Source organism: Herbaspirillum sp. SJZ106, assembly GCF_006715495.1.
Lineage (GTDB): Bacteria > Pseudomonadota > Gammaproteobacteria > Burkholderiales > Burkholderiaceae_D > Herbaspirillum.
The window spans coordinates 476,321-501,960 of sequence record NZ_VFNI01000004.1; the positions used below are offsets into that span (position 1 = coordinate 476,321).

General features: G+C 63.3%; 18 protein-coding genes. 8 read left to right on the forward strand and 10 right to left on the reverse strand.

Translation table 11 applies throughout. The features are described 5' to 3' along the window. Positions 1-70: 70 nt before the first annotated feature. Positions 71-397, forward strand: coding sequence for a KGG domain-containing protein (locus FB598_RS15295; RefSeq protein WP_141915108.1), 327 nt, complete (start codon positions 71-73; stop codon positions 395-397). 84 nt (positions 398-481) lie between these two features. Here FB598_RS15295 and FB598_RS15300 read toward each other — a convergent pair whose 3' ends face one another. From FB598_RS15300 to FB598_RS15315, 4 genes are all read right to left on the reverse strand, one after another. Further along, complete coding sequence (locus FB598_RS15300) at positions 482-1,237, reverse strand: YoaK family protein (protein WP_141915105.1); 756 nt, start codon at positions 1,235-1,237, stop codon at positions 482-484. Between the two features lie 43 nt (positions 1,238-1,280). Then, positions 1,281-1,580, reverse strand: coding sequence for a hypothetical protein (locus FB598_RS15305; RefSeq protein ID WP_141915103.1), 300 nt, complete (start codon positions 1,578-1,580; stop codon positions 1,281-1,283). Between the two features lie 467 nt (positions 1,581-2,047). Then, positions 2,048-2,431 carry a TetR/AcrR family transcriptional regulator gene (locus tag FB598_RS15310; protein ID WP_183405869.1) on the reverse strand — a complete coding sequence of 128 codons (384 nt, stop codon included), beginning with the start codon at positions 2,429-2,431 and terminating at the stop codon, positions 2,048-2,050. 193 nt (positions 2,432-2,624) lie between these two features. Then, positions 2,625-4,088, reverse strand: coding sequence for an efflux transporter outer membrane subunit (locus FB598_RS15315; protein ID WP_141915099.1), 1,464 nt, complete (start codon positions 4,086-4,088; stop codon positions 2,625-2,627). Positions 4,089-4,179: 91 nt separating this feature from the next. Between FB598_RS15315 and FB598_RS15320 the strand changes: the two genes are divergently transcribed. From FB598_RS15320 to FB598_RS15335, 4 genes are all read left to right on the forward strand, one after another. After that, on the forward strand, positions 4,180-4,797 hold the full coding sequence (locus FB598_RS15320) for a TetR/AcrR family transcriptional regulator (RefSeq protein ID WP_141915097.1): 618 nt from the start codon (positions 4,180-4,182) through the stop codon (positions 4,795-4,797). Between the two features lie 87 nt (positions 4,798-4,884). After that, entirely contained in the window at positions 4,885-5,985 is a 1,101-nt protein-coding gene (locus FB598_RS15325) for an efflux RND transporter periplasmic adaptor subunit (protein WP_141915095.1), read from the forward strand. After that, positions 5,982-9,050 (forward strand): efflux RND transporter permease subunit, encoded by a 3,069-nt coding sequence (locus FB598_RS15330; RefSeq protein WP_141915092.1) that lies wholly within the window; start codon positions 5,982-5,984, stop codon positions 9,048-9,050. The genes FB598_RS15325 and FB598_RS15330 overlap by 4 nt, the downstream gene beginning before the upstream one ends. A 40-nt stretch (positions 9,051-9,090) precedes the next feature. Continuing rightward, entirely contained in the window at positions 9,091-9,897 is an 807-nt protein-coding gene (locus tag FB598_RS15335) for an oxidoreductase (RefSeq protein ID WP_141915090.1), read from the forward strand. A gap of 166 nt (positions 9,898-10,063) precedes the next feature. Here FB598_RS15335 and FB598_RS15340 read toward each other — a convergent pair whose 3' ends face one another. After that, the gene (locus FB598_RS15340) at positions 10,064-10,861 is read right to left on the reverse strand and encodes a transporter substrate-binding domain-containing protein (protein ID WP_141915088.1); all 798 of its coding nucleotides are present in this window, start codon (positions 10,859-10,861) and stop codon (positions 10,064-10,066) included. 312 nt (positions 10,862-11,173) lie between these two features. Between FB598_RS15340 and FB598_RS15345 the strand changes: the two genes are divergently transcribed. The 3 genes from FB598_RS15345 (at position 11,174) to FB598_RS15355 (ending at position 13,630) form a co-directional block, all read left to right on the forward strand. Then, a complete protein-coding gene (locus FB598_RS15345) occupies positions 11,174-12,106 on the forward strand; it encodes an HDOD domain-containing protein (RefSeq protein ID WP_141915086.1) in 933 nt (310 codons plus the stop codon). Positions 12,107-12,581: 475 nt separating this feature from the next. Next, a complete protein-coding gene (locus FB598_RS15350; RefSeq protein ID WP_141915084.1) occupies positions 12,582-13,319 on the forward strand; it encodes a transporter in 738 nt (245 codons plus the stop codon). Positions 13,320-13,423: 104 nt separating this feature from the next. Beyond that, positions 13,424-13,630, forward strand: coding sequence for a hypothetical protein (locus FB598_RS15355; protein ID WP_141915082.1), 207 nt, complete (start codon positions 13,424-13,426; stop codon positions 13,628-13,630). A 90-nt stretch (positions 13,631-13,720) separates the two neighbouring features. On the opposite strand, the gene FB598_RS15360 is transcribed toward FB598_RS15355, so the two are convergent. From FB598_RS15360 to FB598_RS15380, 5 genes are all read right to left on the reverse strand, one after another. After that, positions 13,721-15,628 carry a peptide transporter gene (locus FB598_RS15360; protein ID WP_141915080.1) on the reverse strand — a complete coding sequence of 636 codons (1,908 nt, stop codon included), beginning with the start codon at positions 15,626-15,628 and terminating at the stop codon, positions 13,721-13,723. Between the two features lie 101 nt (positions 15,629-15,729). Next, on the reverse strand, positions 15,730-17,271 hold the full coding sequence (locus FB598_RS15365) for an argininosuccinate lyase (protein ID WP_141915078.1): 1,542 nt from the start codon (positions 17,269-17,271) through the stop codon (positions 15,730-15,732). Then, positions 17,258-21,301: a filamentous hemagglutinin N-terminal domain-containing protein gene (locus FB598_RS15370; protein ID WP_141915075.1), complete on the reverse strand. Its 4,044-nt coding sequence runs from the start codon at positions 21,299-21,301 to the stop codon at positions 17,258-17,260. Before FB598_RS15370 ends, FB598_RS15365 begins: the two co-directional genes overlap by 14 nt. Before the next feature lie 9 nt (positions 21,302-21,310). Continuing rightward, complete coding sequence (locus tag FB598_RS15375) at positions 21,311-24,358, reverse strand: ShlB/FhaC/HecB family hemolysin secretion/activation protein (RefSeq protein ID WP_141915072.1); 3,048 nt, start codon at positions 24,356-24,358, stop codon at positions 21,311-21,313. Between the two features lie 137 nt (positions 24,359-24,495). Next, a complete protein-coding gene (locus tag FB598_RS15380; protein WP_255515784.1) occupies positions 24,496-25,575 on the reverse strand; it encodes an alpha/beta hydrolase in 1,080 nt (359 codons plus the stop codon). Between the last annotated feature and the right edge of the window lie 65 nt (positions 25,576-25,640).

The following is a 25,640-nucleotide window of genomic DNA, read 5'->3' on the forward strand; positions in this document are numbered from 1 at the left end:
ATTGCATCTCCGGCTGCCCTCTGTTTACCTCCCACTTCACTTTTGACTATTCCAGACAAAGGAGTCAGACATGGCAAATGTACAAAACCCCGGCAGCAGCCGCGGCTTTGCAGCGATGGATCCGAACAAGCAGCGCCAGATCGCCAGCATGGGCGGCAAGGCGGCCCATGCCAAAGGCGCCGCCCATGAGTTCACCTCGGCCGAGGCGCGCGAAGCGGGCCGCAAGGGCGGACTGAACAGCCATGGCCGCAAGAATGGCGCCAATGCCGCTTCCGCTGCCGCCAATTCAGGCGATGCCGGCGACGGCATGGCTGTTGCGATGCCGCAGATGGCCCAAAGTGCGTCGCAATCGCTTCAGCCGCAACAATCGGACATCAACCCGCCCCAGCAAGGCTGAGGGCGGCCCGCCGACGGCAAGCGAAAGAAAAGGCGCTGCGGCGCCTTTTCTTTTTTCCGTTTCTCTTTTGGGGCGCCGACCGTCCTAGTGCCGCGCCAGGTCATCGATCAACGGCACCAGCGCCAGCAAGAACAATGAGGCCGCCAGCGGGATGGTCGCCAGGAAGCCCACTGCCTTGAAACCCATCGCGCCCACCACACCGCCCAGGAAGAACATCAACAGCAAGGATGACAGCAACAGCAGCTTGCGGCGCGCCGGCGGTATCGGGTCGTCCGGCAACTGTTCGCCCGGTATCCCGGGAGCCATCGTCCAGTAGCACATCTTGCCGATCTCGATGCCGATGTCGGTCACCAGCCCGGTGACGTGGGTGGTGCGGATTTCGGCGCGGGAGATCTTGGTGATCATCGCATTCTGCAAACCCATCACATAGCACAGCAGCGCCACCGTGGCCGGTACGAACAGCAGCCGGTGCCCCTCCAGGTTGCTGCCCATGATGCCGAAGCACAGCAGCAATGCGGCCTCCAGTATCAGCGGCATGGCGTATTCGCTGTTGGTGCGGTGGCGGCGCCCCCAGTTGATCATCACGGCCGAAGACGCCGCGCCGGCAGTGAAGGCGAGCAGGGCGCTGGCGCCGGTTACCAGCAATATGGCCTGGCCCAGCACCAGGTCGTCGGCCAATGCCGAGACGATGCCCGACATGTGCGAGGTGTATTGGCCCACAGCCAGGAAGCCGCCGGCATTGATGGCGCCGGCGACGAACGCCAGCGAACGGCCGAGATGGCGGTTTGATAAGTCGGTACGCGCTGGACTGGTAAGCTGGCGCAGGTAATTGATCGGCATGATGGATTCAGGGTTATCGGATCGGAAGAACTGCGCCGTGGGTCTAATGCTGTTCAGTTAAGCCTTCCATCTGCAACTCGTCATCCCGACGAAGGCCGGGATCCAGTGTCTTTCGTTGTGCCTCAATGGCCGTTGAACGACGCTGGACCCTGACCTCCGTCAGGGCGACGGAGAAATTTCGGCTTAACTGAACGGCATTAGCGCCGTGGGCGAGCATTTTCCATGCCATTGCCAGTGCCCTGGCGTTAATGATTTTCTTGGCGCCGCAGATCCTCATTGGGATAAGAATACTTCCCATTGGGCTGGCGTGGCAGACATCCCGCAACAAGCAGGCCTGAATCATGGCCTCGGCGTTGCCGGCCCGCGACGCGGGGAGTCGGGAATCGGTGCCGGCCTTTTCACAGGGCGGGCCCGACAGGCAAAAAAATGGCCGCCTGGGGGAGGCGGCCTGAGGGGAGGGATATAAGACGCCGGAGATCGGGGGAATCTCCGATGAATTTCTGCTTATGAAACGACTCGTGGGAATAAACCGATTGGGGAAGGACGTTTCCATGACCAGACGGAGGGGGACGTTCCAGCCAGGAAGTTGATGTCCATCGGTTTCGAGTGCGTTGGAATGGATAGTAGCGTCGCGTCGCAAAAAAACAGATCGGACAGTATCCGATTGCTGTGTCAGAAAAACACCTATAAGGAAGGATCGGCCTCTCCAATGCGTCGACGACGAGCGGCAACTCAACAGCTTTTTGGCGCTGCCTCTATTTTTTAAAAAGAACTCAATGCCAACTCAATGCCTAGAGTTAGCTTATCCAGTCATTTCCGCTTGTCGAGAATGAGAGCTATCAGGCGGTGTCGAAAATTTAGATCACGAGCTGCGTACAAACTTGCCTCAAGCCAAAGAATAGTATTTTCTTGGTCCAGATGTTGATGCAGATATACCAAATTCAGTATGCTTTTGGGATCTTCGTCATTCAAGTCTGCCATGGATAGATTCAGTGAGACTATTTGATCTAAGTATTCGTTGCGGCGAAGCAGCTCTATAAATAGATCTTTCTTACTTGCAAAGTTTGAATAGAACGCGCCGCGCGTATAGCCAGCCTGCTCTGTGATGTTATCTATGCTGCTCCCGCTATAGCCCTTTTTAGAAATGCAAATTTTGGCGGCATCTAGTAAACGGGTTCGTGTCTGCTCTTGCATTTGAGCTCTTGTTATTCGTTTGGACTCCATTCTTGATGATCTTGCCGGTAAATTAGACCTGAAATTTTAAAAAAAACACCCCGCCAGGACGGGAGATCAAGGCAGGGTGAAATGTTTGCAGACGAGGGGGAACTCGTCGCAAACACAGCAATTGACTGGTCTGCGCCAGCGAAATCAGCAGGCGGAGCGAGGTTCAGGCTCCCTCGGAACTGGCAGGTGGTTGCCAACCGCCGCCCAGCGCCTTGAAAGTCAGCACGGCCGCGCGCGCAGCTTCGGCGCGAGCCTGGATTTGCGCGTCGGTAGAACGCAGCACGCTTTCGTCTGCCTGCAGCACATCGATCCGGCTCGCGGTGCCCCTGCGGTAGGCGGCAAACGTGGAGGCGCGCGACTGGCTCAGCGATTGCACGGCTTGCGACAGGAAGGTGGCCTGCTGCTCTCTGCGGGTCAGGGCGGAGAGGGCATTCTCCACGTCTTCTGTCGCCTTCAGCGCTGCCAGGCGATAGGCAGCCAACATTTCGGCCTCTTGTCCTTTTGCCTGTTCGATCTGCGCATTGATGCGGCCGAAGTCGAACAGGCGCCAGCGCAAGCCCAGCGCGCCGCTGGCTTGGCTGGCCCCGGAGCTGAAGAGATTGGCGCTGGAGACCGAGGTGGCGCTGCCGATCAGGCCTGACAGCGACAGCTTGGGGTAATACTCGGCGACGGCTAAGCCGATTCGGGCATTGGCGGAGGCCAGCCGACGCTCGGCGGCAATGACGTCTGGTCTGCGTCGCAGCAACTGCGCGGGAGCGCCGATATCGGTGAACTGCGGTAGTTGCGGAATGGCCTGAGCTTCTTTCAGCTCGGCGGTATAAGTGCCGGGGGGCGAAGCCAACATCACGTCCATGGCATTCATCGCGACCTCCAGCGCGGTGCTCAAGACCGGGATGGCGGCATTGAACTGGGCCAGACTGCCTTCCATCTGCTTTACCTGCATTTCCGCCAGCAGGCCGCGCTCCAGCAGCCGCCTGTTCAGGTTCAGCAGCTCCTGCTGGTTCTGCACCTGCTCGCGCGCGTTGCGCAGACGCTCCTGCAGTCCGCGGATGCTGATATAGGTGTCGGCCACCTGTGCCGCAACGGCCAGCTGCACGGCAGCTAAACCAGCTTCGGAGGCCTGGTATTCGGCCAGGGCAGCCTCTCTTCCGCGGCGCAGGCCACCGAAGATGTCCAATTCCCAGCTGGCGTTCAGGTCCGTGGCATAAGCATGGCCGTCACGGTCGAAGCCGGGGCGGGAATTGAGGACTTGTCCCAGCGGCGTCTCGACGGACTGGTAAGCCCGCGCGGCCTGGCCGCTCACGCTGGCCGAGGGTAGCAGGGCGGCGTTGGCCGCCCCCACGGCGGCCTGTGCCTGTTGCAGGCGCGCCCTGGCCTGCGCCAGATCGAGGTTTTGCTGCAGGGCCAGCGCCACCAGGCGGGTCAATTGCGGATCGTGGAAGCCGGTCCACCATTGGCTCAGGTCTGCTGCTGTGGTCGGCGCACTGCTGGAGCGGCTCTGCAACAGTGCCTGCCCCTGGTATTGGTTCGGTATCGTCGTGGCGGGGCGGACATAATCCGGGCCGACAGAGCAGGCTGACATCATGCCTGCGGCCAGCAGTGCCAAAAGAGGGCGTCTGAGCAACATGGTCCAGTATCCATAAAAGTTATTTATTGTGACCATAATACTATTTGGTCACAATTTGTTCAATCACGAATCTTGGCGTAAGCTGTCACCCATGAACAAGCCCAGCACCTACCCGGTTTCTGCCCGGGGTCCCGCGGATCATGAAGTCCGGGATCAAATCGTTACCGCAGCTACCGATCACTTCAGCCGCTATGGCTACGAAAAGACCACCGTGTCCGATCTAGCCAAAGCCATCGGTTTCTCCAAGGCCTATATCTACAAGTTCTTCGCGTCCAAGCAGGCCATCGGCGAAATGATCTGCGCCAATTGCCTGCGTGAAATAGAAGACGAGGTTTGTCGCGCCGTGGCCGAGGCCGAGCACCCGGCCGACAAGCTTCGTCGTCTCTTCAAAGCTAGTACGGAAGCCAGTTTGCGGCTGTTCTTCCGCGACCGGAAACTCTACGAAATCGCCGCCTCGGCCGCCACCGAGCGCTGGCAGGCCGTGATCGCCTATGAAGAGCGCACCAAGAAACTGCTTGTCGATGTCTTGCAGGAAGGGCGCAAATCGGGAGACTTCGAGCGCAAGACGCCTCTCGATGAGGCGGCGATGGCCACTTATCTGGTGATGCGTCCGTACATGAATCCGTTGTTATTGCAATACAGTTTCGATTCCACCGAGCAGGCCCCGGCCCTCTTGTCGAGCCTGGTGCTGCGCAGTCTGGCCCCATGAAACGCTAATCAAAACGATTGTGACCATTGACTAAATTGGTCACTTGAAACAAAATAAGAGCCCTGATCATTTACTGGAAGGGCTCCCATGCTTCGGCGCCGACTCGCAATTTCACTCGTCCTGTGCACACTGCCACTGGCGCTGGCCGCGTGCGCTGATAAGAAAACCAATGATCCGCGCACGGAAGTGCCCCGGGTACGCATCGCCGTAGTCGGAGAGGCCTCGCTGCCTGCGCGGGAGTTCACAGGAGTCGTCGCCGCGCGCGTACAGAGCGATCTTGGCTTCCGTGTTCCCGGCAAGGTGGTCGAGCGGCTGGTGGATGCCGGCCAAGCGGTCAAGCGCGGGCAGCTCCTCATGCGCATCGATCCGGTCGACCTGAACCTGGGCGCCAGCGCGCAACGCGAAGCCGTAGCGGCCGCGCGCGCCCGGGCCCGGCAAGCGGCCGACGACGAAGCGCGCTATCGCGACTTGCGCGGCACCGGTGCGATTTCCGAATCTTCCTATGACCAGATAAAAGCCGCCGCCGATGCCGCCAAGGCACAGCTCATTGCCGCCGAGGCACAGGCCGATGTAGCCCGTAACGCCAGTCGCTATGCTGAGCTCGTGGCCGACAGCGATGGCATCGTGATGGAGACCGTGGCCGAACCCGGCCAGGTCGTCAGTGCCGGCCAGGTGGTGGTGCGCCTTGCCCGCAACGGTAGCCGGGAAGCGCTGATCCAGCTCCCCGAGACGATGCGACCGAAGCTGGGCTCGATCGCTTCGGCTACGCTCTTCGGGGCCGAACAGGTCACGATGAGCGCGCATCTGCGGCAACTCTCGAACACTGCGGACCGCATGACGCGTACCTTCGAGGCGCGCTATCTGCTCGATGCCGGGCAGGCCAGCTTGCCGCTGGGGGCGACGGTGACGGTGCGCATTCCTGAGAGCGAAGAACAGCAGGCCGGCATGCAGGTACCGATCGGCGCGCTGTTCGATCAGGGCCAGGGCGCCGGTGTGTGGGTGGTGCAGGGCGAGCCCGGAAAGGCCTCCTGGCGGCCGGTCTCGGTGCTTCGTCTCAATGAGGACAGCGCCAGCGTCTCCGGTTCGCTCAAGCGGGGCGACCGCATCGTGGCCCTCGGTGCGCACCTGCTGCGCGAAGGCCAAGCGGTGCGGATTGCCGCTGCCACTACCGAGGGAGCACGTCCGTGAGCGAAGGCCGATTCAACCTTTCGGTGCTGGCGGTACGCGAGCGCTCCATCACCCTGTTTCTGATCCTGCTCATTTCGGTCGCCGGCATCATGGCGTTCTTCAAGCTGGGGCGGGCAGAGGATCCCTCCTTCACCATCAAGGTCATGACCGTCGTCACAGCATGGCCCGGCGCCACCGCCCAGGAGATGCAGGACCAGGTCGCCGAGAAGATCGAGAAGCGGATGCAGGAGCTGAGCTGGTACGATCGTACCGAAACCTACACGCGCCCCGGTCTCGCCTTCACCACCGTGACGCTGAAGGACAAGACGCCGCCCTCCGCAGTCCAGGAGGAGTTCTACCAGGCGCGCAAGAAGGTCGGCGACGAGATCCGCAACCTGCCGGCCGGCGTGATGGGGCCGTTCGTGAATGACGAATACGCCGACGTCACCTTTGCCCTTTATGCGCTCAAGGCGAAGGGCGAGCCGCAGCGGCTGCTGGTGCGCGATGCGGAGCAACTGCGCCAGCGCCTGCTGCATGTACCGGGCGTGAAGAAGGTCAACATCGTCGGAGAGCGGTCCGAGCGCATCTATGTCGAATTTTCCCATGAACGGCTCGCCACGCTGGGCGTCACTCCCCAGGATATCTTCGCTGCCCTGGGCGCCCAGAACGCCCTGACACCCGCCGGTTCGATTGAAACCAGCGGCCCCGAAGTCTTTGTCCGCCTGGACGGCGCCTTCGATCAGCTCGACAAGATCCGCAACACTCCCGTCATATCACAGGGCCGCACGCTGAAGCTTTCGGACATCGCCGTGGTCAAGCGGGGTTACGAAGATCCTGCGACGTTCCTGGTGCGTAACGGCGGCGAGCCGGCGCTGCTGCTTGGCGTGGTCATGAGCGATGGCTGGAATGGTCTGGAACTGGGCCGCGCGCTGGACACTGAGGTCGGCCAGATCAATGCGGAGCAGGCGCTGGGAATGAGCCTGACAAAGGTCATGGACCAGGCTATCAACATCAGCTCGGCCGTCGATGAATTCATGATCAAGTTCTTCGCCGCCGTGCTGGTGGTGATGCTGGTCAGCTTCCTGAGCATGGGCTGGCGGGTCGGGCTGGTGGTGGCTGCGGCCGTGCCGCTGACGCTGGCGGTGGTGTTCGTGGTGATGCTGGCCACCGGCAAGAACTTCGACCGAATCACATTGGGCTCTTTGATTCTGGCACTGGGATTGTTGGTGGACGATGCCATCATCGCCATCGAGATGATGGTGGTGAAGATGGAAGAGGGATACAGCCGGATTGCCGCATCTGCATACGCCTGGAGCCATACCGCCGCGCCGATGCTGTCGGGCACGCTGGTCACAGCCGTGGGTTTCATGCCTAATGGCTTCGCGCGCTCAACTGCAGGCGAATACACCAGCAACATGTTCTGGATCGTCGGCATTGCACTGATCGCCTCGTGGATCGTGGCAGTGGTCTTCACTCCCTACCTGGGCGTGAAAATGCTTCCGGATTTCAAGAAGGTCGAGGGTGGCCATGAGGCCATCTACGATACGCCGCGATATAACCGCTTCCGCCAGTTGCTGGCCCGGGTGATCGCGCGCAAGTGGATCGTCGCGGCATCGGTCGTGGCAATGTTCGTCCTCTCCATACTTGGAATGGGCATGGTCAAGAAGCAGTTCTTCCCGATTTCTGATCGTCCGGAAGTGCTGGTCGAAGTGCAGATGCCCTATGGCACCTCCATCACCCAGACAAGCGCAGCCACCGCCAAGGTGGAAGCCTGGCTCGCCCGCCAGGCCGAATCAAAGATCGTGACTGCCTATATCGGCCAGGGCGCACCGCGCTTCTACTTGGCCATGAGCCCAGAATTGCCCGATCCTTCATTTGCCAAGATCGTGGTTCTCACCGATAACCAGAACGAACGCGAGGATCTCAAGCTGCGCCTGCGTCAGGCTGTGGCCGATGGACTCGCCTCGGAAGCGCGGGTTCGCGTCACCAATTTGGTGTTCGGTCCGTATTCGCCTTTCCCGGTCGCCTACCGCGTCTCTGGCCCGGACCCCATGGTCTTGCGTGGGATTGCCGAGCAAGTGCATCAGGTCATGGATGCCAGCCCGATGATGCGGACCGTGAACACTGACTGGGGCGTGCGTGTCCCGACCCTGCATTTCACCTTGCAGCAGGACCGCCTGCAAGCCGTCGGACTCAGTTCCAGTTCGGCGGCGCAGCAGTTGCAGTTCCTGCTCAATGGCGTGCCCGTCACGGCAGTACGCGAAGACATCCGCAGCGTTCAGGTGACTGCGCGCTCAGCGGGGGCGACCCGAATGGATCCGGCCAGGATCGGCAATTTCACCTTGACCGGCAGTAACGGTCAGCGCATTCCGCTTTCCCAGGTGGGCAAAGTCGAGGTGCGCATGGAAGAACCGATCATGCGCCGCCGCGACCGCGTCCCGACCATCACCGTTCGCGGCGATATCGCGGACGGCCTGCAGCCGCCCGATGTCTCCACGGCAATCACCAAGCAACTGCAAACCATCATCGAGAAGCTCCCCAGTGGTTACCGTATCGTCGAAGCAGGCTCCATCGAGGAGTCAGACAAGGCAACTGTCGCGATGCTGCCGATTTTCCCGATCATGATTGCGGTGACGCTGCTGATCATCATTTTGCAAGTACGTTCGATGGCAGCCATGGTGATGGTGTTTCTCACCAGCCCGCTGGGATTGATCGGGGTCGTTCCCACGCTGCTGATATTTGGTCAGCCGTTCGGCATCAATACGCTGGTCGGGTTGATTGCACTGTCGGGCATCCTCATGCGCAACACGCTTATCCTGATCGGTCAGATCCATCATAACGAACAGGCTGGCCTCGATCCCTTCCGTGCAGTGGTGGAAGCCACGGTGCAGCGGGCGCGTCCAGTCATCCTGACGGCCCTGGCCGCGATCTTTGCATTCATTCCGCTGACGCATTCAGTATTCTGGGGAACGCTGGCTTATACCCTGATCGGCGGCACCTTCGCGGGAACAGTCCTCACGCTGGTCTTCCTGCCGGCCATGTATTCGATCTGGTTCAAGATCCGGCCAGTCACTGTGCAGCGCTAAAGACGGTACTTCACTCAACCATATCAATCGAAAGATCAGCATGTCGAACGCAAAAGTTGTCCTTGTCACTGGCGTGTCTTCTGGTATCGGCCGCGCTGCGGCGTGCGAATTCGTCGCGCTTGGTTGCCAGGTATTCGGTACTGTCCGCAATCTGACATCTGCGCACGCCATCCCTGGCGTCACGCTAATCGAAATGGACATTCGTAACGAGGCTGCCATTGAGCAGGGTGTGGTACAGCTTGTCAGCCAAGCTGGCCGGATCGATGTACTAGTGAACAGCGCTGGCCTAACGCTACTTGGCGCGGCGGAAGAGACTTCGATGGTGGAGGCCCAGCAGCTCTTCGATACCAATCTCTTCGGCGTCCTGCGCATGGTCAAGGCAGTACTTCCCTACATGCGCAGCCAGCGTTCCGGCCGCATCGTCAATATCAGTTCGGTGCTGGGATTCTTGCCGGCGCCATACATGGCGCTTTACTCGGCATCCAAGCATGCGGTAGAAGGCTTCTCAGAGACGCTGGATCATGAGGTGCGCCAGTTTGGTATCCGCGTCAGCCTGGTGGAGCCATCCTTTACCAAGACCAATCTCGATGCGAATGCACCTCAGACGGCGGAGCGGATTGCCGAGTACGGCAAGGAGTTCCAGATGGTCTCCCAAGCCATCCGGAAGAATGTGCAACAGGCTCCCGATCCCATCGGTGTGGCGCGCACGATCACCGCAGCCGCACTGGGTGCGTGGCGGATGAGGCATACGCCCAAGGGCGAGGCCTCGCTGTTGGCCAAGTTGCGCCGTTTCATGCCTGCAGGGCCGGTCGAGAAAGGTTTGCGAAAGACATTCGGTCTTGCTTGATCTATCGATTTCCAGAGGGACCTGGCTCGTTGCCAGGTTCATTCTGCTATCTGATCTTCTAGCTGGCTGGGAATAGCGTCGAAATTCTGACGGGATGGCGCCGCAAACGGCCCCGGGGACGCAGGCGCGCGCCAGCGTCCCCGGGCTTCACTGCGCATCACTGGCGTCACTGGTAAGTGGTCGCGATCTTCTGCGGCAGCGGCACGTTGAGCCATTTCTTGACGATGGCATTGAGTTCGCCGCTCTTCTTGGCGGCGGTGATGGTCCCGTTGACCTTGGCCAGCAGGGCCGGTTCGCCCTTGTTCAGGCCGACGCTGCAGCTCGATTCATGGATGATGTACTTGAGCACCGGCTTGTTGTTGGGCGCCTTCTCGCCCAGCGCATAGGCGACGAAGTCGCCGGTGCCCACCAGTTGCACCTGGCCCGAGACGTAGGCCGAGATCATGGCATTGTTGTCTTCATAGCGCTTGATGGTGGCGCTCTTGGGCGCGGTCTCGGTCAACTGGATGTCCTGGAAGGTGCCGCGAGCCACGCCCACGGTCTTGCCTGCCAGGTCGGCGGCGTTGGCGACCTGGACGGCAGCCACGCCGAACACGCTGTTGTTGTAGGGCGCATAGGCTTGCGAGAAGTCGATCACCTTTTCGCGCTCGGCGCTCTTGCCCAGGGTGGAAATGACCAGGTCGGCCTTGTGCGTCTGCAGGTAGGCGATGCGGTTGGCGCTGGCCACCGGCACCAGTTGCACTTTGACCCCCATCTTTTGTGCGATCAGCCTGGCGACGTCGATGTCCAGGCCCTGCAATTGCAGGTCGGCGTTGACCGAGCCGAACGGCGCAAAGTCCTGCGGCACGCCGATGCGCACCACGCCGGCTTTCTGGATGTCGGCCAGGGCGTCGGCGCGGGCCTGTGCGGCGGTTGCGGACAACAGTCCGAAGGCGATTGCCAGCACCGGTTTGAGGGATTTCATTACGTTGGTCTCCTTGAAGTTATGCATGCCGGGCAGGCTGCGCGGGCTTGCCCCATGGGTCCTGTGTCCGGAAGCGGATGGCCGCCGCGTTGGGCTGCATTGGCCGCAGCGGCCGCGGACGATAATACGCCTTATTCGGGCGTCGGGCACGCCGCGCGCATGCGCTTGCCGGGATGCATTTTTGCGATGGCGCATCGCAAAAAACAGGCGGATTCGGTATCCTAGGGCCAGTCCTATCGGGACGGTTGCGGATGATGGCAGTCGTCTTGAGATGATATTTCCATCCTGACAATCAACGAAGGCGATCAAAGAATGTCGACCTATATCGAGCCCCATACATTTCGTGAACTGCAGGATTCGGAAGTATTGCCCGCGCCGTCCGGCGTGCGGCTCAATATCATGCAGATGTGCCAGCAAGAGGACATATCGCTGCCCGAACTGGTAGCGCAAGTGCAGGGCGACCCGGTGCTGGCCGGGCGCCTGATCCAGATCGCCAACATCCCCAATGTCAACAAAGGGCGCATGGTGGCGTCGGTCAACATCGAACTGCTGCTGCTGATCGGCCTGCACGCCGTGCGCCAGATGGCGCTGGCGATTTCGCTGACGGAGTCGGCGCGCCGCGGCGATTGCAAGGAATTCGACTACGACGCCTTCTGGAGCCGTTCCACGGCGATGGCATGCGCCGGCCAGGCGCTGGGCGAAATGCTGCAGGTGGCGCCGCCGGCGGAGATGTTCACCAACGGCCTGTTGGCCGGCATCGGCCGTCTCGGCCTGGCCTCGGCGCGTCCCAAACGCTATGGCGAAGTGCTGCATGCCAAGCCGCAAGGGCAGCAATTGCTGGAACAGGAGCGGGCGGCTTTCGGCTTCGACCACCTCGACCTGGCGGCGGCGATGATGGAGGACTGGCATTTCCCCAAGCTGTTTTGCACCGCCGTCCTGCATCATGAAAATCCCGGGGCCTCGGGGTTGGATGAAGGCGATCGCCAGCAAATGCTGGCGCGCGTACTGGAACTGGCCGGCTGCGTGGCCGATGTCTGCGTGTCCGACGCCGCGACCCGCAGCCGCTTGCTGCCCCGGCTGCTGCAGCTGGCCGCAGGCTTCTCGCTGCCGCTGTCGAGCGTGGAATACATCTGCTCAAGGGTTTCGTGGGATTGGAGCGACTGGGGCAAGCTGCTCAAGATTCCAACCCAGGTGCTTCCCGAGATCGGCGCCGAGATCGCCGCAGCGGCGCAACCGCCGGCCTGACTCCTGTGGACATCGGCTCGCAAATGGCGGCATGCCGTTCGCGACTTGTCGGAAGATTCGTTGGAAATTGGCACAATTCCCGATTTTGTATTTGAAGCGTCAGCCTTGGGTGCTAGTATGGCGCCGGCCTGGAGGTGGATGCCGGCCGCCGTTCGCCGCAGCTTGCGATACCGGCGCCACTCGTCATCCCGGATGGTCGGCTCGCATTGAATGGCGGCCGCCGCTTGCGCTCCCGCGCATGTCACATCGTCCACTTCCGGCCCGGAATGCGGTCAGCCAGATGCCTGCGGCATCGTGTCCCATCCCTCCAAGAAACCGCGGCGCTTGCCGTCATCAATAACCAAAATAGCGTAGCGGGGAAATGCCATCGGCACCCCGCCTGTCTTGCCGGCTGCAGCGCGTGCGTTGCGGGGGAGCCGGGGGCATCCTGCCATGGATCGCCCGTTACGCTCATTGCTTTATGAACAGGTGGTTTATGAAAAAAATCCTGTGCGCCTCCTGGCTGCTCTGCGTAACGATGAATCAGGCCTTTGCCGCCCACCCGCTGGTCACCGACGACGCCGGCGTGCAAGGCGAGGGCCGCCACCAGATCGAGGTCAACACCGACTGGAGCCGCCAGGCAGGCGACGCCGGCCATGTCGGCGCGTTCACCTATACCTATGGCGTGACCGACAAGCTGGACTTGTTCGCCAACCTGCCGCTGACCTTCCAATCGCCCGGCGGCACCGGAGTGGGCGACTACTCGCTCGGCGCCAAGTGGCGCTACTACGACCGGGACGGCCTGGCGCTGGCGTTCAAGCCGGAACTGTTCCTGCCCAGCGGCAATGAGGAAAAAAGCCTGGGCAACGGCAAGAGCGGCCTGGGACTGACCGCAATCGCGTCCTACGAGCTTGGCCCCTGGACCCTGCACGGCAATGCCGGCCTGAATTACAACCGCTATCAACTCGACAGCGACGATCACGACAAGCGCAAGCTGGTATGGCGCACTTCGGCAGCGGTCTGGTATGCGCTCGACGAACAGTGGCGGCTGGTGGCCGACACCGGCGTCGCGCAGAACGCCGAACGCGCCCGGCGCACCTGGCCGGCGTATGGCCTGGTGGGCCTGATCTGGTCGCCCAACGATACGGTCGACCTCGACATCGGCGCCAAATTCGGCCTGAACAAGGCGGAAGTCACGCGCCAGTTCGGCCTCGGCGTGACCCTGCATTTCTGATCGCCGCCGGCCGGCTGTGCGGTGCAACATGCGATCGTCTGGAAAGCGCCGCCAAATCTGCTATCTTTGACCCTGGCACAGGGCCAAGCTTAAGGAGACGACATATGGATCTGGTAGAAAAATTCGATGCCAAAGGCAAGACCGGCGCGCCTTACCACGTAGAGGTGTACCAAATCCAGCTGGACGAAGCGGGCACCTCCGCCGCAGCCGGCCAGCGCACCTACCAGCTGACCGACGGACGGGCGCTGGATCCTTTGTCGAATGAGAAGTTCAGGATCGTTCAAACGGGAGAGAAGATCTACCGCGTCTGACCCCTTACTACTGGAACTGCTGGAAATGGAAAAAGCCGGCGCCGCGAGGCGGCCGGCTTTTTCTTTGGCGGCGTCCGGGACGAGCGGGGATCAAGCTGGCGCATGTCCTGCGCCAGCCCGGCGGCGGCTCAAGTCGATCAAGGCATCGCCCAGCGACTCGGGCCGTCCTTCGAACAGGCGCTGCAGGTACTGCGGATCGGCCAGGTAGCGGCATAGCGCATCGCGTTCGCCGAAATCAGTGGCCATCCTCACCGCCGCCAGGATGTAATCGTCCAGCGTGGCGGCGATCGTCCAGCCGGGCAAGCCGACGCGGCGGAACAGGCCTTCGTCGATATGCTCGAACACCTCCGGCCCGGTCTTGCATACACCCGGCAAGCCGACCGTGAAGGCATCGATGATGCCGTTGGTATTGCCGAAGGGGAATGGCGAGAGGAACATGTCGCACTGGTTGAAGATGGACAGGTATTCCTGGTAAGGCTGGTGCGGATACACGCTGGCGCCGGGCACATAACGCAGGATCAGCCGTTGCAGCTGCGGGTACAGCAGGCCTTGCGCCTGGCCGATCAGGAAGTGGAAACGCACCTGTTTCGGCGCTTGCCCGCCGGGCGGCTGCAGCGCCAGTTCGGCGATCTTCTGGCACGCCATCAGGAAGCGCGGATTGAGCTTCATCGTGGTGGCGGCGATGGCGATGTTGACGTAAGGCTTGTCGGTGCGCTCCAGCCTGGGCAGGTTGACGGGAATCGCCGAGGGGCGGTAGGGCTGGCCGTCGGCCGGCAGGCGCAGCAGCTTTTCGCTGAAGCAGGCCGGGTCGCCGACGAAGTCGTCTTCCACGCTGATGTAGTCGATGCGCCTGGAGTGCGTGGTCGCCGGGTGGCCCAGGGCGGCCACCTGCAAGGGCGCCACGCGCAGGTTGGCGGCGAACATGGTGATCGGGAACATGCCCACGCTGGGCATGTACAGCACCCGCGGCCGGCGTTCGGCAGCCAGCGCGCGCAACTGGGCCAGGCAGGACAGCATGTCGCCGGGTTTCTCGAAGGCGACGAATTCATCGAACACCGCGCGCCCCAGCGCGTCGGTATTGGCCTCATAGCCGATGGCCACCACATGGAAGTGGCGGCGCGCCGCTTCCAGCGTCTTGGAATGGGTGCGGTAGATCGAATGGCCGCCGGAAAACCACTCCAGCAACACCAGCAGTACCGGCTTCCCGGCAGCGCCGGTCGATGCGCCGGCATTGTCACCTTCGTCGAAGTTGTCGATATCGCCGATGCCGGCCTCGCGCAGCTTCTTTTCGATCAGCACGTTGATGGCGCCCTTGATGCGGTGGCGCTGCGGCAGGTCGGCGTAGCTGCAATGCATGTAGACATCGTGCAGCACGGCGATGGGCAGGCCGTCCAGGCTGTCCAGTTCCTGCAGGCGCTCGGGCAGCCAGCCGAGCAGGGCTTCGCGCTTGGAATGCGCCGCCGGCGTGCCGAGAAAGCGCGGCGACAGCAGCGCCATGAACAAGGCCGCGGCCAGCGGCTTGTTCTGGCGCCACAGCATGTCCGCATCCAGCGGCAGTTCCGACTCCGGCGAATACAGGATGCAGAATTTCACCAGGTCCAGCGGCTTGACCTGGAAGTCCTTGGCATCCGGCCCGCCCAGGTTGAGCGAGCGCAGGATGTGGTCGCAATTGATGAAAGGGCTGGCGCCGAACAGCGAGGACAGCCAGCGCTGGAAATTGATCAACTGCCCGAAACCGTCCGGGCTGATATGGAAGCTGGGGTCCGAGAACAGCGCCGAGATCGCGCTCGTGATCCGCGTGAGCACATGCTGCTCCAGCGCCGCGGCCGGCACCGCCGGCGAGACCGACAACGAGAAATTGCTGGCCAGCTTGCCGTAGTTGCGATCGATCAGCACCAGCAGGCGCACCAGCTCACGCGCGGCCGGTTCCTGCTGGCGCGAGTAGCAGAGGTATTCGAATTTTTCCAGCGAAAAAACGTCATCGGTGTTGGCCGTCATCGGATCATCCAAAGAATAAAAAAGGACGCACCCGGCATTGTGCCGCCGAAGTGCGTCCGCCGCCAGCGCCACAGCCAGGCGTCAAATCTTCCTTTTGTCTTTTATTGGCCCAGCTTGTAGAACGCCTGGTCCAGTTTCTGCGAGGCCGCGGCCAGCTTGTCGCGCTGGCCCTTCAGCCACAGTTCGTCCTGCGCCAGGCGCGCGCGCTCGGCGCCCAGCATGCGCTCGACTTCGGCGCGTTGCGGGCCGCCCAGGCCGCGGCTGGACTCGATCATGTTCTGCGCCGTCAGCGCCTGGCGGAAACGCTCTTGCGTCAACGGGAACTGCGCATGGTCGAAATCGAAGGCCTTGAGCGCATCGCCGTAGATCTTCTGCACCTGGTCGAACGGGATGTCGGCCGGCTTGATCTTGTTGGTGCGGCCATAGGTCACGAGATCCGAGGCGAAGTGGTGGCCGACGCGGAACGGCACATCCGAATCGCGCTGCAGGATGTCGGCCAGCTCGGTGGTGGTCGAGTAATCGGCATCCACCTCGGCCAGCGCGCGCGCCTTGTCGATCACCAGGTTGCTCATCAGGTCGGCCAGCTTGCCGAAGGAGTTGGCGGTCAGGTCCAGCGTCTTTTCCACCTGGTCGCGCTTGTAGTCGGGCATGCCGGGCGTGACGTTATGCGCTTCGACCTGGAAGGTCATGGCGCCGCCGACCACTTCGCTGGCCTGCAGGCGCAGCACGTTCAGGCCGTAAGGGTTGCGTTTCTGCGGCATGATGCTGGAGGTGCCGGTCAGGCGGCCTTCGCGGATCATGATCCAGGGGTAAGGGTTGTGGTACTGGGTATGCATGTCCTGCACCAGGATGCCCATGGTCAGCGCGGCATTGCTGCAGATGCCGACCAGTTCCACGCCCATGTCCAGCGCGCCCAGCTGGGCGGCGTCATAAGAGTTTTCGACCGGGCCGTCGAAACCCAGCAGCTCGGCCAGCCGGTTGCGGTCGACCGGGAAACTGGAAGTACCCAGCGCGGCCGATCCCAACGGGTTCAGGTTCAGCCGCGCATAGGCTTCCTTGACGCGCGTGGCATCGCGCCCGAAAGCGGCCGCGAAGGCCAGCAGGTAGTGCGCGTAAGTGGTCGGCTGCGCCTGCACGCCGTTGGTGTAGGCGGGCACGATGGTATCCAGGTTGTCCGCGGCCAGCTTGAGGAACACCGCCTTGGACTTGTTCATCTGCTCCATCAGGTTCAGCACGCGCTCGCGCTGCATCAGGCGCCGCGTGGTGGACAGGATGTCCTGGCGGCTGCGGCCGGAATGCATGCGCGAACCGTCCGGGCCGGCGTAGGCCAGGATCAGCGGCTCATATTGCAGGTAGTCGGCGGGACGCTTGGCGCCGGGCTGGTCGCCATCCCTGATCACCTGGTCGACGGCCTTGACGATCTTCTTGCCCAGCGCCGGCGGCACGATCTTGTTCTCGATCGTCATCACCGTCGAGGCCTTGTTCATTTCTCCCAGAAAGTAAAAGTAATCGTGCGGGCCGCCGCTGGCCTTGTCGGCGGCCAGGGCCGGCACCAGCGCCAGGGCGGCGAGGCTCAGTACAGCCAGCTGGCGCAGCTTGCCAGGGGTACGGGTCTGGATTGGGCGCAAATCATTGGTTTTCATTGTCTTGGCTCTCTGTGGGTGACTCGGAAGGGGAAAGGTTGTTGCCGGAGCGCTGGCCGGCGTCTGACGGATTGAGTTGCGCCAGGTCGATGCTGACCCGGTCGCCCTCGTTGCCGATCGGCGTCATGCGCATGGCCGCGGGCGGCGGGGCGATCCAGCCGTTGTTGAGCTGGTTGCTCTGCAGGAAGCCGGTGGCCGATGCGGTGCCGGTATCGGTCAGGATGTTGCTGGCGATGCCGTCCAGGTTGCGCACTACGACGCCTTTGCCGATGGCGGCGATGGTGGTGATGTCGCCCGACTGGCCTATCGGCTTGCCATTGGCGGCACGGGCAGTAATGGACAGGATGCCATCGGTCACGCGCAGCGTGTTGGTGCCGCCGCTGAAACGCAGGCCATAGGCGCCATTGCTGGCGGCGCTGATGTTCATGTTGCCGCTGCCGCCGGTGGCGATGGTATTGAAGCCGTTGCTGCCGGAGCCGACGAAGGAGATGCCTTCGCCCGAGCCGTTGCCGGTTCCCGACAAGCTGATATTGCCGCTGCCCGACAGGATGGACACGCCATTGGCCGCCGCAGACGAAGCCGAGCGGATCAGGATGCCTGCGACGGAAGAGCCGGCGCCGCTGGTTCCGGTCAGCGCGATGTCGCCACTTACCGTGGCGATGGTGTTGGCGCTGGCGTTGCCGGACGGATAGAGGCTGATGCCGCCGCCATAGGCCGAGCTGCCGTTGAGCGCCACCGAACCGCTGCCGGTGGCGCGGATCGTGTTGACGCCGGTCTGCATGCCGATGCCGTTGCCATAGCCGCTGCTGCCGGTGATGGAAAGTTTGCCGTTCTCCACGCTGACGGTAGCGTTGCCGTTGCCATAGAAGGCCACGCCATTGCCCTGGTCGGCGGCGTTGCCGATGAGCGTGACGTTGCCGCTGCCGGTGGTGCCGATCACGTTGGTGACGGCCAGGATGGCGATGCCGTGGTCCAGTTCGGGAACATTGGGCGAATGAAAATTGCCGTTGAGCGTGATGTTGCCGCCCTGCGAGGTGATGCGGTTGGCCGAGGCGGTGCCGTTGCCGCCCAAGGCAATTGCATCCGAGGTGCCGACCGAATCGCCGGTCAGCGTGATATTGCCCGATACGGTGGCAACGTTCACCCCGAGCGAGCCGCCGGTCGAATTGAAGAAGATGCCGTAGCCGCCGAAGCTGTTGGTGCTGTTGCCGTTGATGACGATGTCGCCACTGGTGGTGGCCAGGTTGATGGAGGCGTTGGCGCCGGAAGGGGCGATATCCACGCCGCGCCCCGAGGCGCTGGTGCCGTCCAGGCGCAACTGGCCGCTGCCGGCGCCGAGGTTGATGGCGGCATATTGGCCGCCGGCATCCAGCGAGAGGGCCTTGAAGGAGCCGCTGGTCGTGTTGACCTGCGTATTGCTGGACGTCAGCGTGACGTTGCCGGCGGTGCTGAGGACGTTGATCTGCGCGCCCGGCGCCGAGGCGGTGCCGTTGCCGGAAGCGATCAGCGCCAGGGACGGCGTGGTGCCGCCGGCACTGTTGCCGGTGATGGCGATGTTGCCGTCGGTGGCCAGGCTGATCGACGATGCCGCGCCGCTCGAATTGAGCAGGGTGCCATAGCTGCCGCCGCTATTGCCGGTGACGGAAATATTGCCGCCGGCAGAACGGATGCTGATATTGGAGCTGGCGCCGGAAGAGGCGATATCGACCCCGCGGCTGACGCTGCTGTTGCCGGTGATGGCGATATTGCCGCCGGCGGTGGCCGCCAGCGCCACCGCGCCGTTGCCCGATGCGGCCAGATAGACCCCGCGGCCGCTGCCGGAAAAGCCGTTGCCGTTGCCCTGGATGGTCAGGTTGCCGCTGCCCACGCTGATGTTTTGCGAAGAGGCGACGGCCGTGGAGCAGACCAGTACGCCATAGCCGGAAGTGGCATTGCCGCTGATGCTCACGTTGCCCGAGCCGGTGACGGCGATCGTGTTGCCGGTGCTGAAGATGCGGGTGGCGTTGCCGCTGCCCAGGTTGGTGCTGTCGATGCTGATCGAGCCGGCGCCGCTGGTGACGATCTTGCCGCCGCCGGTCAGCACAAAGGCTTCGCCCGTGCCGCTGGCGCTGGCCTGCAAGGCGACGATGGTGATGTTGCCGCCGCCGGCATCGAGGGTGCTGCCGGAGATTTGGGTGGCGTTGGCGGTGGCGCCGGCCGCCAGCGACGATGAGGTCGCCCCCCGGATGGTCATGCTGCCGCCGTTGGTGCTGATGTTGCTGCCGTTGGTGATGGCTACGCCGGCGCCATTGGAGACATTGGTGCTGGCATAGGAGCTGCCGGGCGAGACCGCGCCGCTGATGGTCAGGTTGCCGCCGTTGGTGGCGATGCTGGCGTTGTTGAGCGATACCGAACCGTTGCCGCTGTTGTTGAAGTTGGAATACAGCGAGACGTTGAGCGACTTGCCATCCGCGTTGGCGATACTGGTATTGGTCATCACGATGTTGCGGTGCGCCTGCAGCGTCAGCGTGGCATTGCCGACCGCCTTCACGTTATCCAGCACGTTGATGTCGCCGGACGTGCCGCCGGCCGACGTGGTGCAGACCAGGATATTGGCGCCTTCGCTCAGCGAGGCGTTGAGCGTGGCCGAACTCAGGTTGGAACTGGCCGAACCGGATGAGGTGAACGGGCTGGTGCCGGTGGCGCCGCCGGCATTGGCGGCGCTGGTGATATTGATGTTGTACGGGTCCAGCAGCCAGGTGCCGCCCTGGCCGGACGCCGCCGACAGGTTCACCGCGCCGAATACGTCGAGGTAGTGGCCCGAGGTTTCCACCAGCCCGCCGGCGCCGGTGCTGCCGCCCCCGGCCACGCTGATGTCGCCGTAGAAGCGGGTGCTGCCGGTCGACCACAGGATGACCTTGCCGCCGTTGCCCGAGGCGTGCGCGCTGGCGTCGATGGAGGCGTTGGCGTCCATGTAGGTGGAGGTGGCCTGGAACACGCCGTTGCCGCCCTGGTAATCGCCGCCGGCCAGCACGGTGCCGCCGCCGGCGTTGCCGGAGGCGTCGATGCGGCTGCCGTCGAACATGCCGACGTATTGGCCGAGCAGCTTCACCGTGCCGCCGGTCTGGCCGGCATCGCGCCCGGAGACATCGATCGCGCCGCCGTTGGCGACCACGCCGCTGTTGCCGCCGTCCAGCACCACCACGCCGTTGCGCTGCTGCAGGCTGGTGGCTTCGATGATGCCGCTGTTGTTGACCACTTCGGCCATCAGGGCATTGCCGGCGTGCGCCGTCATCAGCACGGTGCCGCCGCGGGCCTGCAACAGGCCGGCGTTGGATACGCTGGCGTTGACGGTGGCGTTATTGACCTCCATGTTGATCAGGCCGTCGCCATTGAAGTCGAGCGTGATCTTTTCGCCCGCGCCCAGCACCACCGAGCCGAGCCGTGCGGCGATGGCGCCTTCGTTGCGCACCTGCGCGCCCAGCAGCGCCACATAGCCGCCGTCGGCGGCCGTGATGCTGCCGAGGTTGACCACCGCGCCGCTGCCGCCATCCAGCTCGAACACATTCTTGCCGGCCATGAAGTTGGCGTCGGAGATGTTGAGCGCGCTGGCCACCAGCCCGCCCACATTGACCGAAGCGCCGGCCCCGAACAGCACGCCGGACGGATTGACCAGGTAGACCTGCCCGTTGGCGTTGAGTGCGCCCATGATCTGCGAGGCATCGCTGGACAGCACGCGGTTGAGCGCCACCGACGACGAAGCGGGCTGCTTGAAGTTGACGGTGGCGGCGCTGCCGATGTTGAAGGTATTCCAGTTGGTCACCATGCGGTCGCTGTTTTGCGTCACCGTCATGGTATTGCCCGCGGTCGCGATGGCGCCGCTGCCGGCGACGATCTGGCCATTGCCGGGCAGGGCCCCGGCATCGAGCGCCTGGGCCGACAGCGGGGCCAGGCCGAAGCAGGCGCACAGCGCCGCATGCGCGATCGGGGACAGGGCCGGCAGGCGCGGGGCCGCACGGCGCGCGCGGTGGAACGTGGAAGAAGTGTTCATCGCGTCTCCTCAAAAGGTGTAATTGATGCCCAGGCCGATGGCGCGGATGGTGGTGCCCACGCCCGAGGACAGGCCGCTGGCGCCGAGCACGCCCGCCACCGCATAGTTGTAGTTGGCCAGCGCGTTGTTCCGGAGCACCGTATACTGCCCGAAGATGCGGGTCTGCCGGCTCCAGGCGTAGGAGAAGCCGTAGGCCTGCTGGCTGGCACCCATGCCGTCGGTGGAGCACTTCACGTTGTTGCCCGAGATCATGCTGCATTCGCCGGGCAGGGCGCGCCCGGCGTTGGCCAGCAGCGTCCAGGCCCCGATCTTGTGCGACAGGCCCAGCATGTAGGCGCGGCGGCGATAGTTGGACAGGTCGGTCGAGGTGGTGCTGGTGTTGATGACGCCGTATTCGGAGTAGGAGAGGTCGTCTGCGATCAGCGATACCTTGGTGGCGCCGAAGTCGTAGCCCAGGCCGTAGCGCAGGCTGAAGTCGGAAGACGAGGTGCCGGCGGTGACCGCGGTATTGCTGCCTACGCCGCGCGCATTGCGGCCCAGGCTGGCGATGCCGAAGTAATTGATGTGCTGTTCGGCGGCGACGATGGCGGTGAGCCCGCCATATTCCCAGCTCAGGCTGCCGCTGTACATGTAGCCGGTATTGACGTCGGCAGCGGCTTTCATGCTGTTGTCCGAGAAAGCCAGCTTGGCTTGCAAGCCATTCCACTTGGGCGTCCAGTAGGCAAACATGCCGGCCTGGCGGCGGTTGAAGGCGGCGTCGTCGTTGTTGGACGAGGAGGCGGTGCCGACCGGCCCCGAGTTCTTGGTGATGCTGGTGACAAAGCCCGGCGAACCGATCAGGTTGTAGTGCGCGGCGCTGGTGCGGCCCTGGAAAGGATCGAGCGAGGTCATGCTCTCCTTCATCGGGGTATCCCAGTTGCCGTACATCAGGGTACCGTAGGCCGGATTGTTGAGCGCTACCCCGGTATTGCGCATGTCTTGCGAGTGGCTCCAGTCGGGCACCGACGGATCGCTGCGGTTGGTGTAGTTCAGGGACAGGCCCAGTTCCAGCTGCCACAGGAATTTCCATTGCTGGTACAACTCGATGCCGCTATGCGCGCCGATGTAGGAGACATTGTCGCGCGCGCGCCAGAAGCTGTTCATGTTGCGGCCGTTGGGCGTGGCCAGCCTGCTCTGGTCGGCTGGCGCCTGCGGCGTGGCGCCGTAGCGGTTCACGTATTCGGGGATCAGGCCCAGCGAGCCGTACAGGACGAATGCGGTTTCCGGCTCTTCGAAATCCTCGCCCTTGCTTCTCAGGTCGCTGGCCAGTCCGGCGAAAGCCTGCGGCGATCCCGATACCGAGACCCATACGCGGCGCGCATTGCGCTGCTCGGTGGCCGGGTCGACGCCGGGCGACACCGCGAAGGCGGCATTCATCACGATGTCCTTGTGGTACAGGTTCAGGCCCACGCCATAGCCCGAGCGCGAGAGGCGGTTGGGGCTGTTGTCCCACGGCGTCTTGTTGACGGTGACGCGACCGGCGTCGCCGAACAGCACGCCTTCGGCCACCGCGCCGCCGATCATGCCCAGCCGCTTGCGCAGTTCCAGCCGGGCCAGCACGCCTTGGTCGCCGGCCGCTTCGCCCACCGGATAGGCGCGCACGCCGTTGGGGCCGCCCAGGCTCATCTTTTCCGAGGCATCCAGGTTCTTGTCGGCCCATTGCGCCGACACCGAACCCAGCAGCGCATAGCCGTTGCCCAGTTGCTGCAGGCGCGAGAAGCCGAGGTTGACCTTCTTGTAGTTGCCGGCCGCCCTGGAGGTGATGGCATCCAGCGCGGCGTCGTTGGGCGTTTCCTTGTCCAGCGTACCGCGCCCGGCGCGGATGCTCCACAGGTTGCCGCCGCCGCCCAGGAAATTGTCGCGCCAGTCGCCCGCAAGGCTGGCGCTCCAGAAATTGGAAGACTTGTCGACCACGGTGGCCGAGGTGATGTCCTGGAAGTGGCGGTATTCGGCCGCCAGCCCGAGGTTGATGTTGGCGTTGCGGCTGCGCAGCAGCGAGCTGTTGAGGAAGAAGGTCGAGACCTTGGCCGAACCGCTGGCTTGCGCATCCTTGAGGTTCTTGCCGACGTTGTATTGCAGCTCGGCGAAATTGGCGCCGATGGAAACGCCGGTGGCGCCGATCGGCATCGCATAGCCCAGGCCGGCGATGCGCAGCCCTTCAAACGAGTTCTGGGTATTCAACGTAAAGCTCTCTCCCAGGCCCAGGGCATCGTTCAGGCCGAGCGTGGCGGACAGCCGGTTGGCGCCGGTGTAGTAGTTGCCGTAGTTGTCGAAGGCGGCGCGCGCGGTCCAGGCGGTGGTCTCGGAGAGCATCAATACGATGTCGGCCGCGCCGGCCTGGGCGGAAGGGCGCAAGACTGCGCGCACCGACACGCCATTGATGTCGGACAGGCGCAGCAGCACGCGCTCCAGATCGGCTTCGCGGATCACGCTGCCGGGCGTCAAGGCATCGATGAAGTGCTGCAGGGTGTCGCGTCCCAGCCGCGTGTGCGGGTCGGTTTGCGCGCTGACGGCGCCGATCACGCCTTCGCGCACGCCGATCTGGACCATGCCGCCGGCAATTTCCTGCGCCGGCAGGTAGGCGCGCGCCACCGGATAACCCTCGGCGCGGTACAGCGCGGTAATGCGGGCGGCAGCTTCGCGCAGGCCGCGAAAGTCCAGTTCCTGGCCGACCAGGCCGGCCAGTTCGGTCTGCAACCGGGCGTCGGGCAGCGACTGGTTGCCGGAGAGCCTGAATCCGGCCACATGCACGCGCACATCGCCGGCCGGCGCCTGGGTTTCATCGCCCGGTTCGCTTTCCTTTTCGATGCGCACGCGCGATTGCGGCATGGCTGGAGCGCGTTCCACCGGCGACAGCTGGGGGCGGTTGGCTTCGAACATGCTGCCGGCGGAAGGCGGGGCGCTTTGCGCCAGCCCCGCCGTCGGCATCAACTGGATGATGGGAGCCGCCGCCATCAGCGTGAACATGCGCCGCGCCAGCAAATGCCGGGCGGATCCGGAAAAGCGGATCTTTTTCATGGTGTCTCGATTTATAGTTGCCTCAACCGGTCTGGTTTTTATTGGACGTGGACCGGTCCCTCCTCGTGGAGCGCTGTTGCGCTCCGGCCTTGCCTGCTATTGCCGGACGCTGCTTTGGCGTCCGGTCGGTTGTGCCATCACTGCTGCGGGAAAATCCTGCGCACCGTGTCTTCCGAGCGGAACAGCTTGTCAGCCTCGTGGGCCGCGCCCTTGACCTGGAATTCGGGATGCTTCACCGGGATCTGCCATTGGTCCGACAGGAAGCGCTCGTAGCGCACGAAATTAAGCTGGCGCTCGACCCGTGTCGCCCCCTGCATCGCGGCGCCGCAGGCCTTGTCGAGATAGCGATGGTTGGGGTTGTCGTCGCGCGCGCCGACCATGTAGGTGATGTTGCGGCCTGCATAGCGGCGGAACAGTTGTTCGCCGTCCAGGTTCTGGCGCTTGAGGTAGTCCGGCGCATTCCCGATGCCGTAGCGGTAATTGTCATAGCCCGGGCAGATGATCGATTTCGGCAGGGAAAATCCGTCGCCGTCGGGCCGGCTGGCCTCGAAATAAAGGTAGGACGAGGGGCTGGAGATCACATAGCGCACCGCGATCCCGGCTTGCTGCAGCGGACCGTCGAGTTCGTTCACCGCTGCATAGCGCTGCATCAGCTGGGCGCCGGCGGAGTGGCCGATCATCACGATCTCCTTGAGGTCGGGAAAGCGCTGGCGGTCGGCCAGGTAATGCACGATGTCGTCCAGGGCCTGGAAGGAGGTCACGCCATCGACCCCGCGCTCGGAGGCTTCGCCTTGCATCCAGGTGCTGCCGCTCCACAGCGGCATGGCCGATGAGGAGCCCCGGTCGGCCTGGACCATGAAATTGGGCGCGACCAGCAGGGTGTCGGCAGCGCTGAATTGCGCCGTTTTCAGCAGGTGCAGCCCGATCTGGAAGTAGTCGTCCGCATTGCGCTTGACGCCATGCACGAACACCACCGCCCGGGCCACATGGGCCGGCAACTGCTGCAGGTTATGGTTGGCGTAGACGGCGAAGGAATAGGGCTGGCCGGCGCCGATCCGGATGACCTGGGGGGCGCCGTCGATAGCGTCCGTCCCGGCGGCGCGGGCATGCAGCATCGGCAGCATGAGGGCGAGGATGGCAAAGACCAGGGCGGCGATGCCGGGCGCGAAACAGGCGAAATTTTCCAGCCGGCGCGCCAGCTTGCTGCGCACTTTCACCGTGTATTCAGGCCCGTCAGGTCGGTCAAGCCGTTTAATCCATTTAAGCCATTTAAGCGCCAGTG

Bases quoted from the DNA above. Each gene is read 5' to 3' on its own strand.
- FB598_RS15360 (WP_141915080.1), bottom strand. From the start codon at position 15,628: ATGACGGCCAACACCGATGACGTTTTTTCGCTGGAAAAATTCGAATAC.
- FB598_RS15295 (WP_141915108.1), top strand. From the start codon at position 71: ATGGCAAATGTACAAAACCCCGGCAGCAGCCGCGGCTTTGCAGCGATG.
- FB598_RS15335 (WP_141915090.1), top strand. From the start codon at position 9,091: ATGTCGAACGCAAAAGTTGTCCTTGTCACTGGCGTGTCTTCTGGTATC.
- FB598_RS15355 (WP_141915082.1), top strand. From the start codon at position 13,424: ATGGATCTGGTAGAAAAATTCGATGCCAAAGGCAAGACCGGCGCGCCT.
- FB598_RS15345 (WP_141915086.1), top strand. From the start codon at position 11,174: ATGTCGACCTATATCGAGCCCCATACATTTCGTGAACTGCAGGATTCG.
- FB598_RS15375 (WP_141915072.1), bottom strand. From the start codon at position 24,358: ATGAAAAAGATCCGCTTTTCCGGATCCGCCCGGCATTTGCTGGCGCGG.
- FB598_RS15310 (WP_183405869.1), bottom strand. From the start codon at position 2,431: ATGCAAGAGCAGACACGAACCCGTTTACTAGATGCCGCCAAAATTTGC.
- FB598_RS15305 (WP_141915103.1), bottom strand. From the start codon at position 1,580: ATGATTCAGGCCTGCTTGTTGCGGGATGTCTGCCACGCCAGCCCAATG.
- FB598_RS15365 (WP_141915078.1), bottom strand. From the start codon at position 17,271: ATGAAAACCAATGATTTGCGCCCAATCCAGACCCGTACCCCTGGCAAG.
- FB598_RS15350 (WP_141915084.1), top strand. From the start codon at position 12,582: ATGAAAAAAATCCTGTGCGCCTCCTGGCTGCTCTGCGTAACGATGAAT.
- FB598_RS15300 (WP_141915105.1), bottom strand. From the start codon at position 1,237: ATGCCGATCAATTACCTGCGCCAGCTTACCAGTCCAGCGCGTACCGAC.
- FB598_RS15340 (WP_141915088.1), bottom strand. From the start codon at position 10,861: ATGAAATCCCTCAAACCGGTGCTGGCAATCGCCTTCGGACTGTTGTCC.
- FB598_RS15320 (WP_141915097.1), top strand. From the start codon at position 4,180: ATGAACAAGCCCAGCACCTACCCGGTTTCTGCCCGGGGTCCCGCGGAT.
- FB598_RS15370 (WP_141915075.1), bottom strand. From the start codon at position 21,301: ATGAACACTTCTTCCACGTTCCACCGCGCGCGCCGTGCGGCCCCGCGC.
- FB598_RS15325 (WP_141915095.1), top strand. From the start codon at position 4,885: ATGCTTCGGCGCCGACTCGCAATTTCACTCGTCCTGTGCACACTGCCA.
- FB598_RS15315 (WP_141915099.1), bottom strand. From the start codon at position 4,088: ATGTTGCTCAGACGCCCTCTTTTGGCACTGCTGGCCGCAGGCATGATG.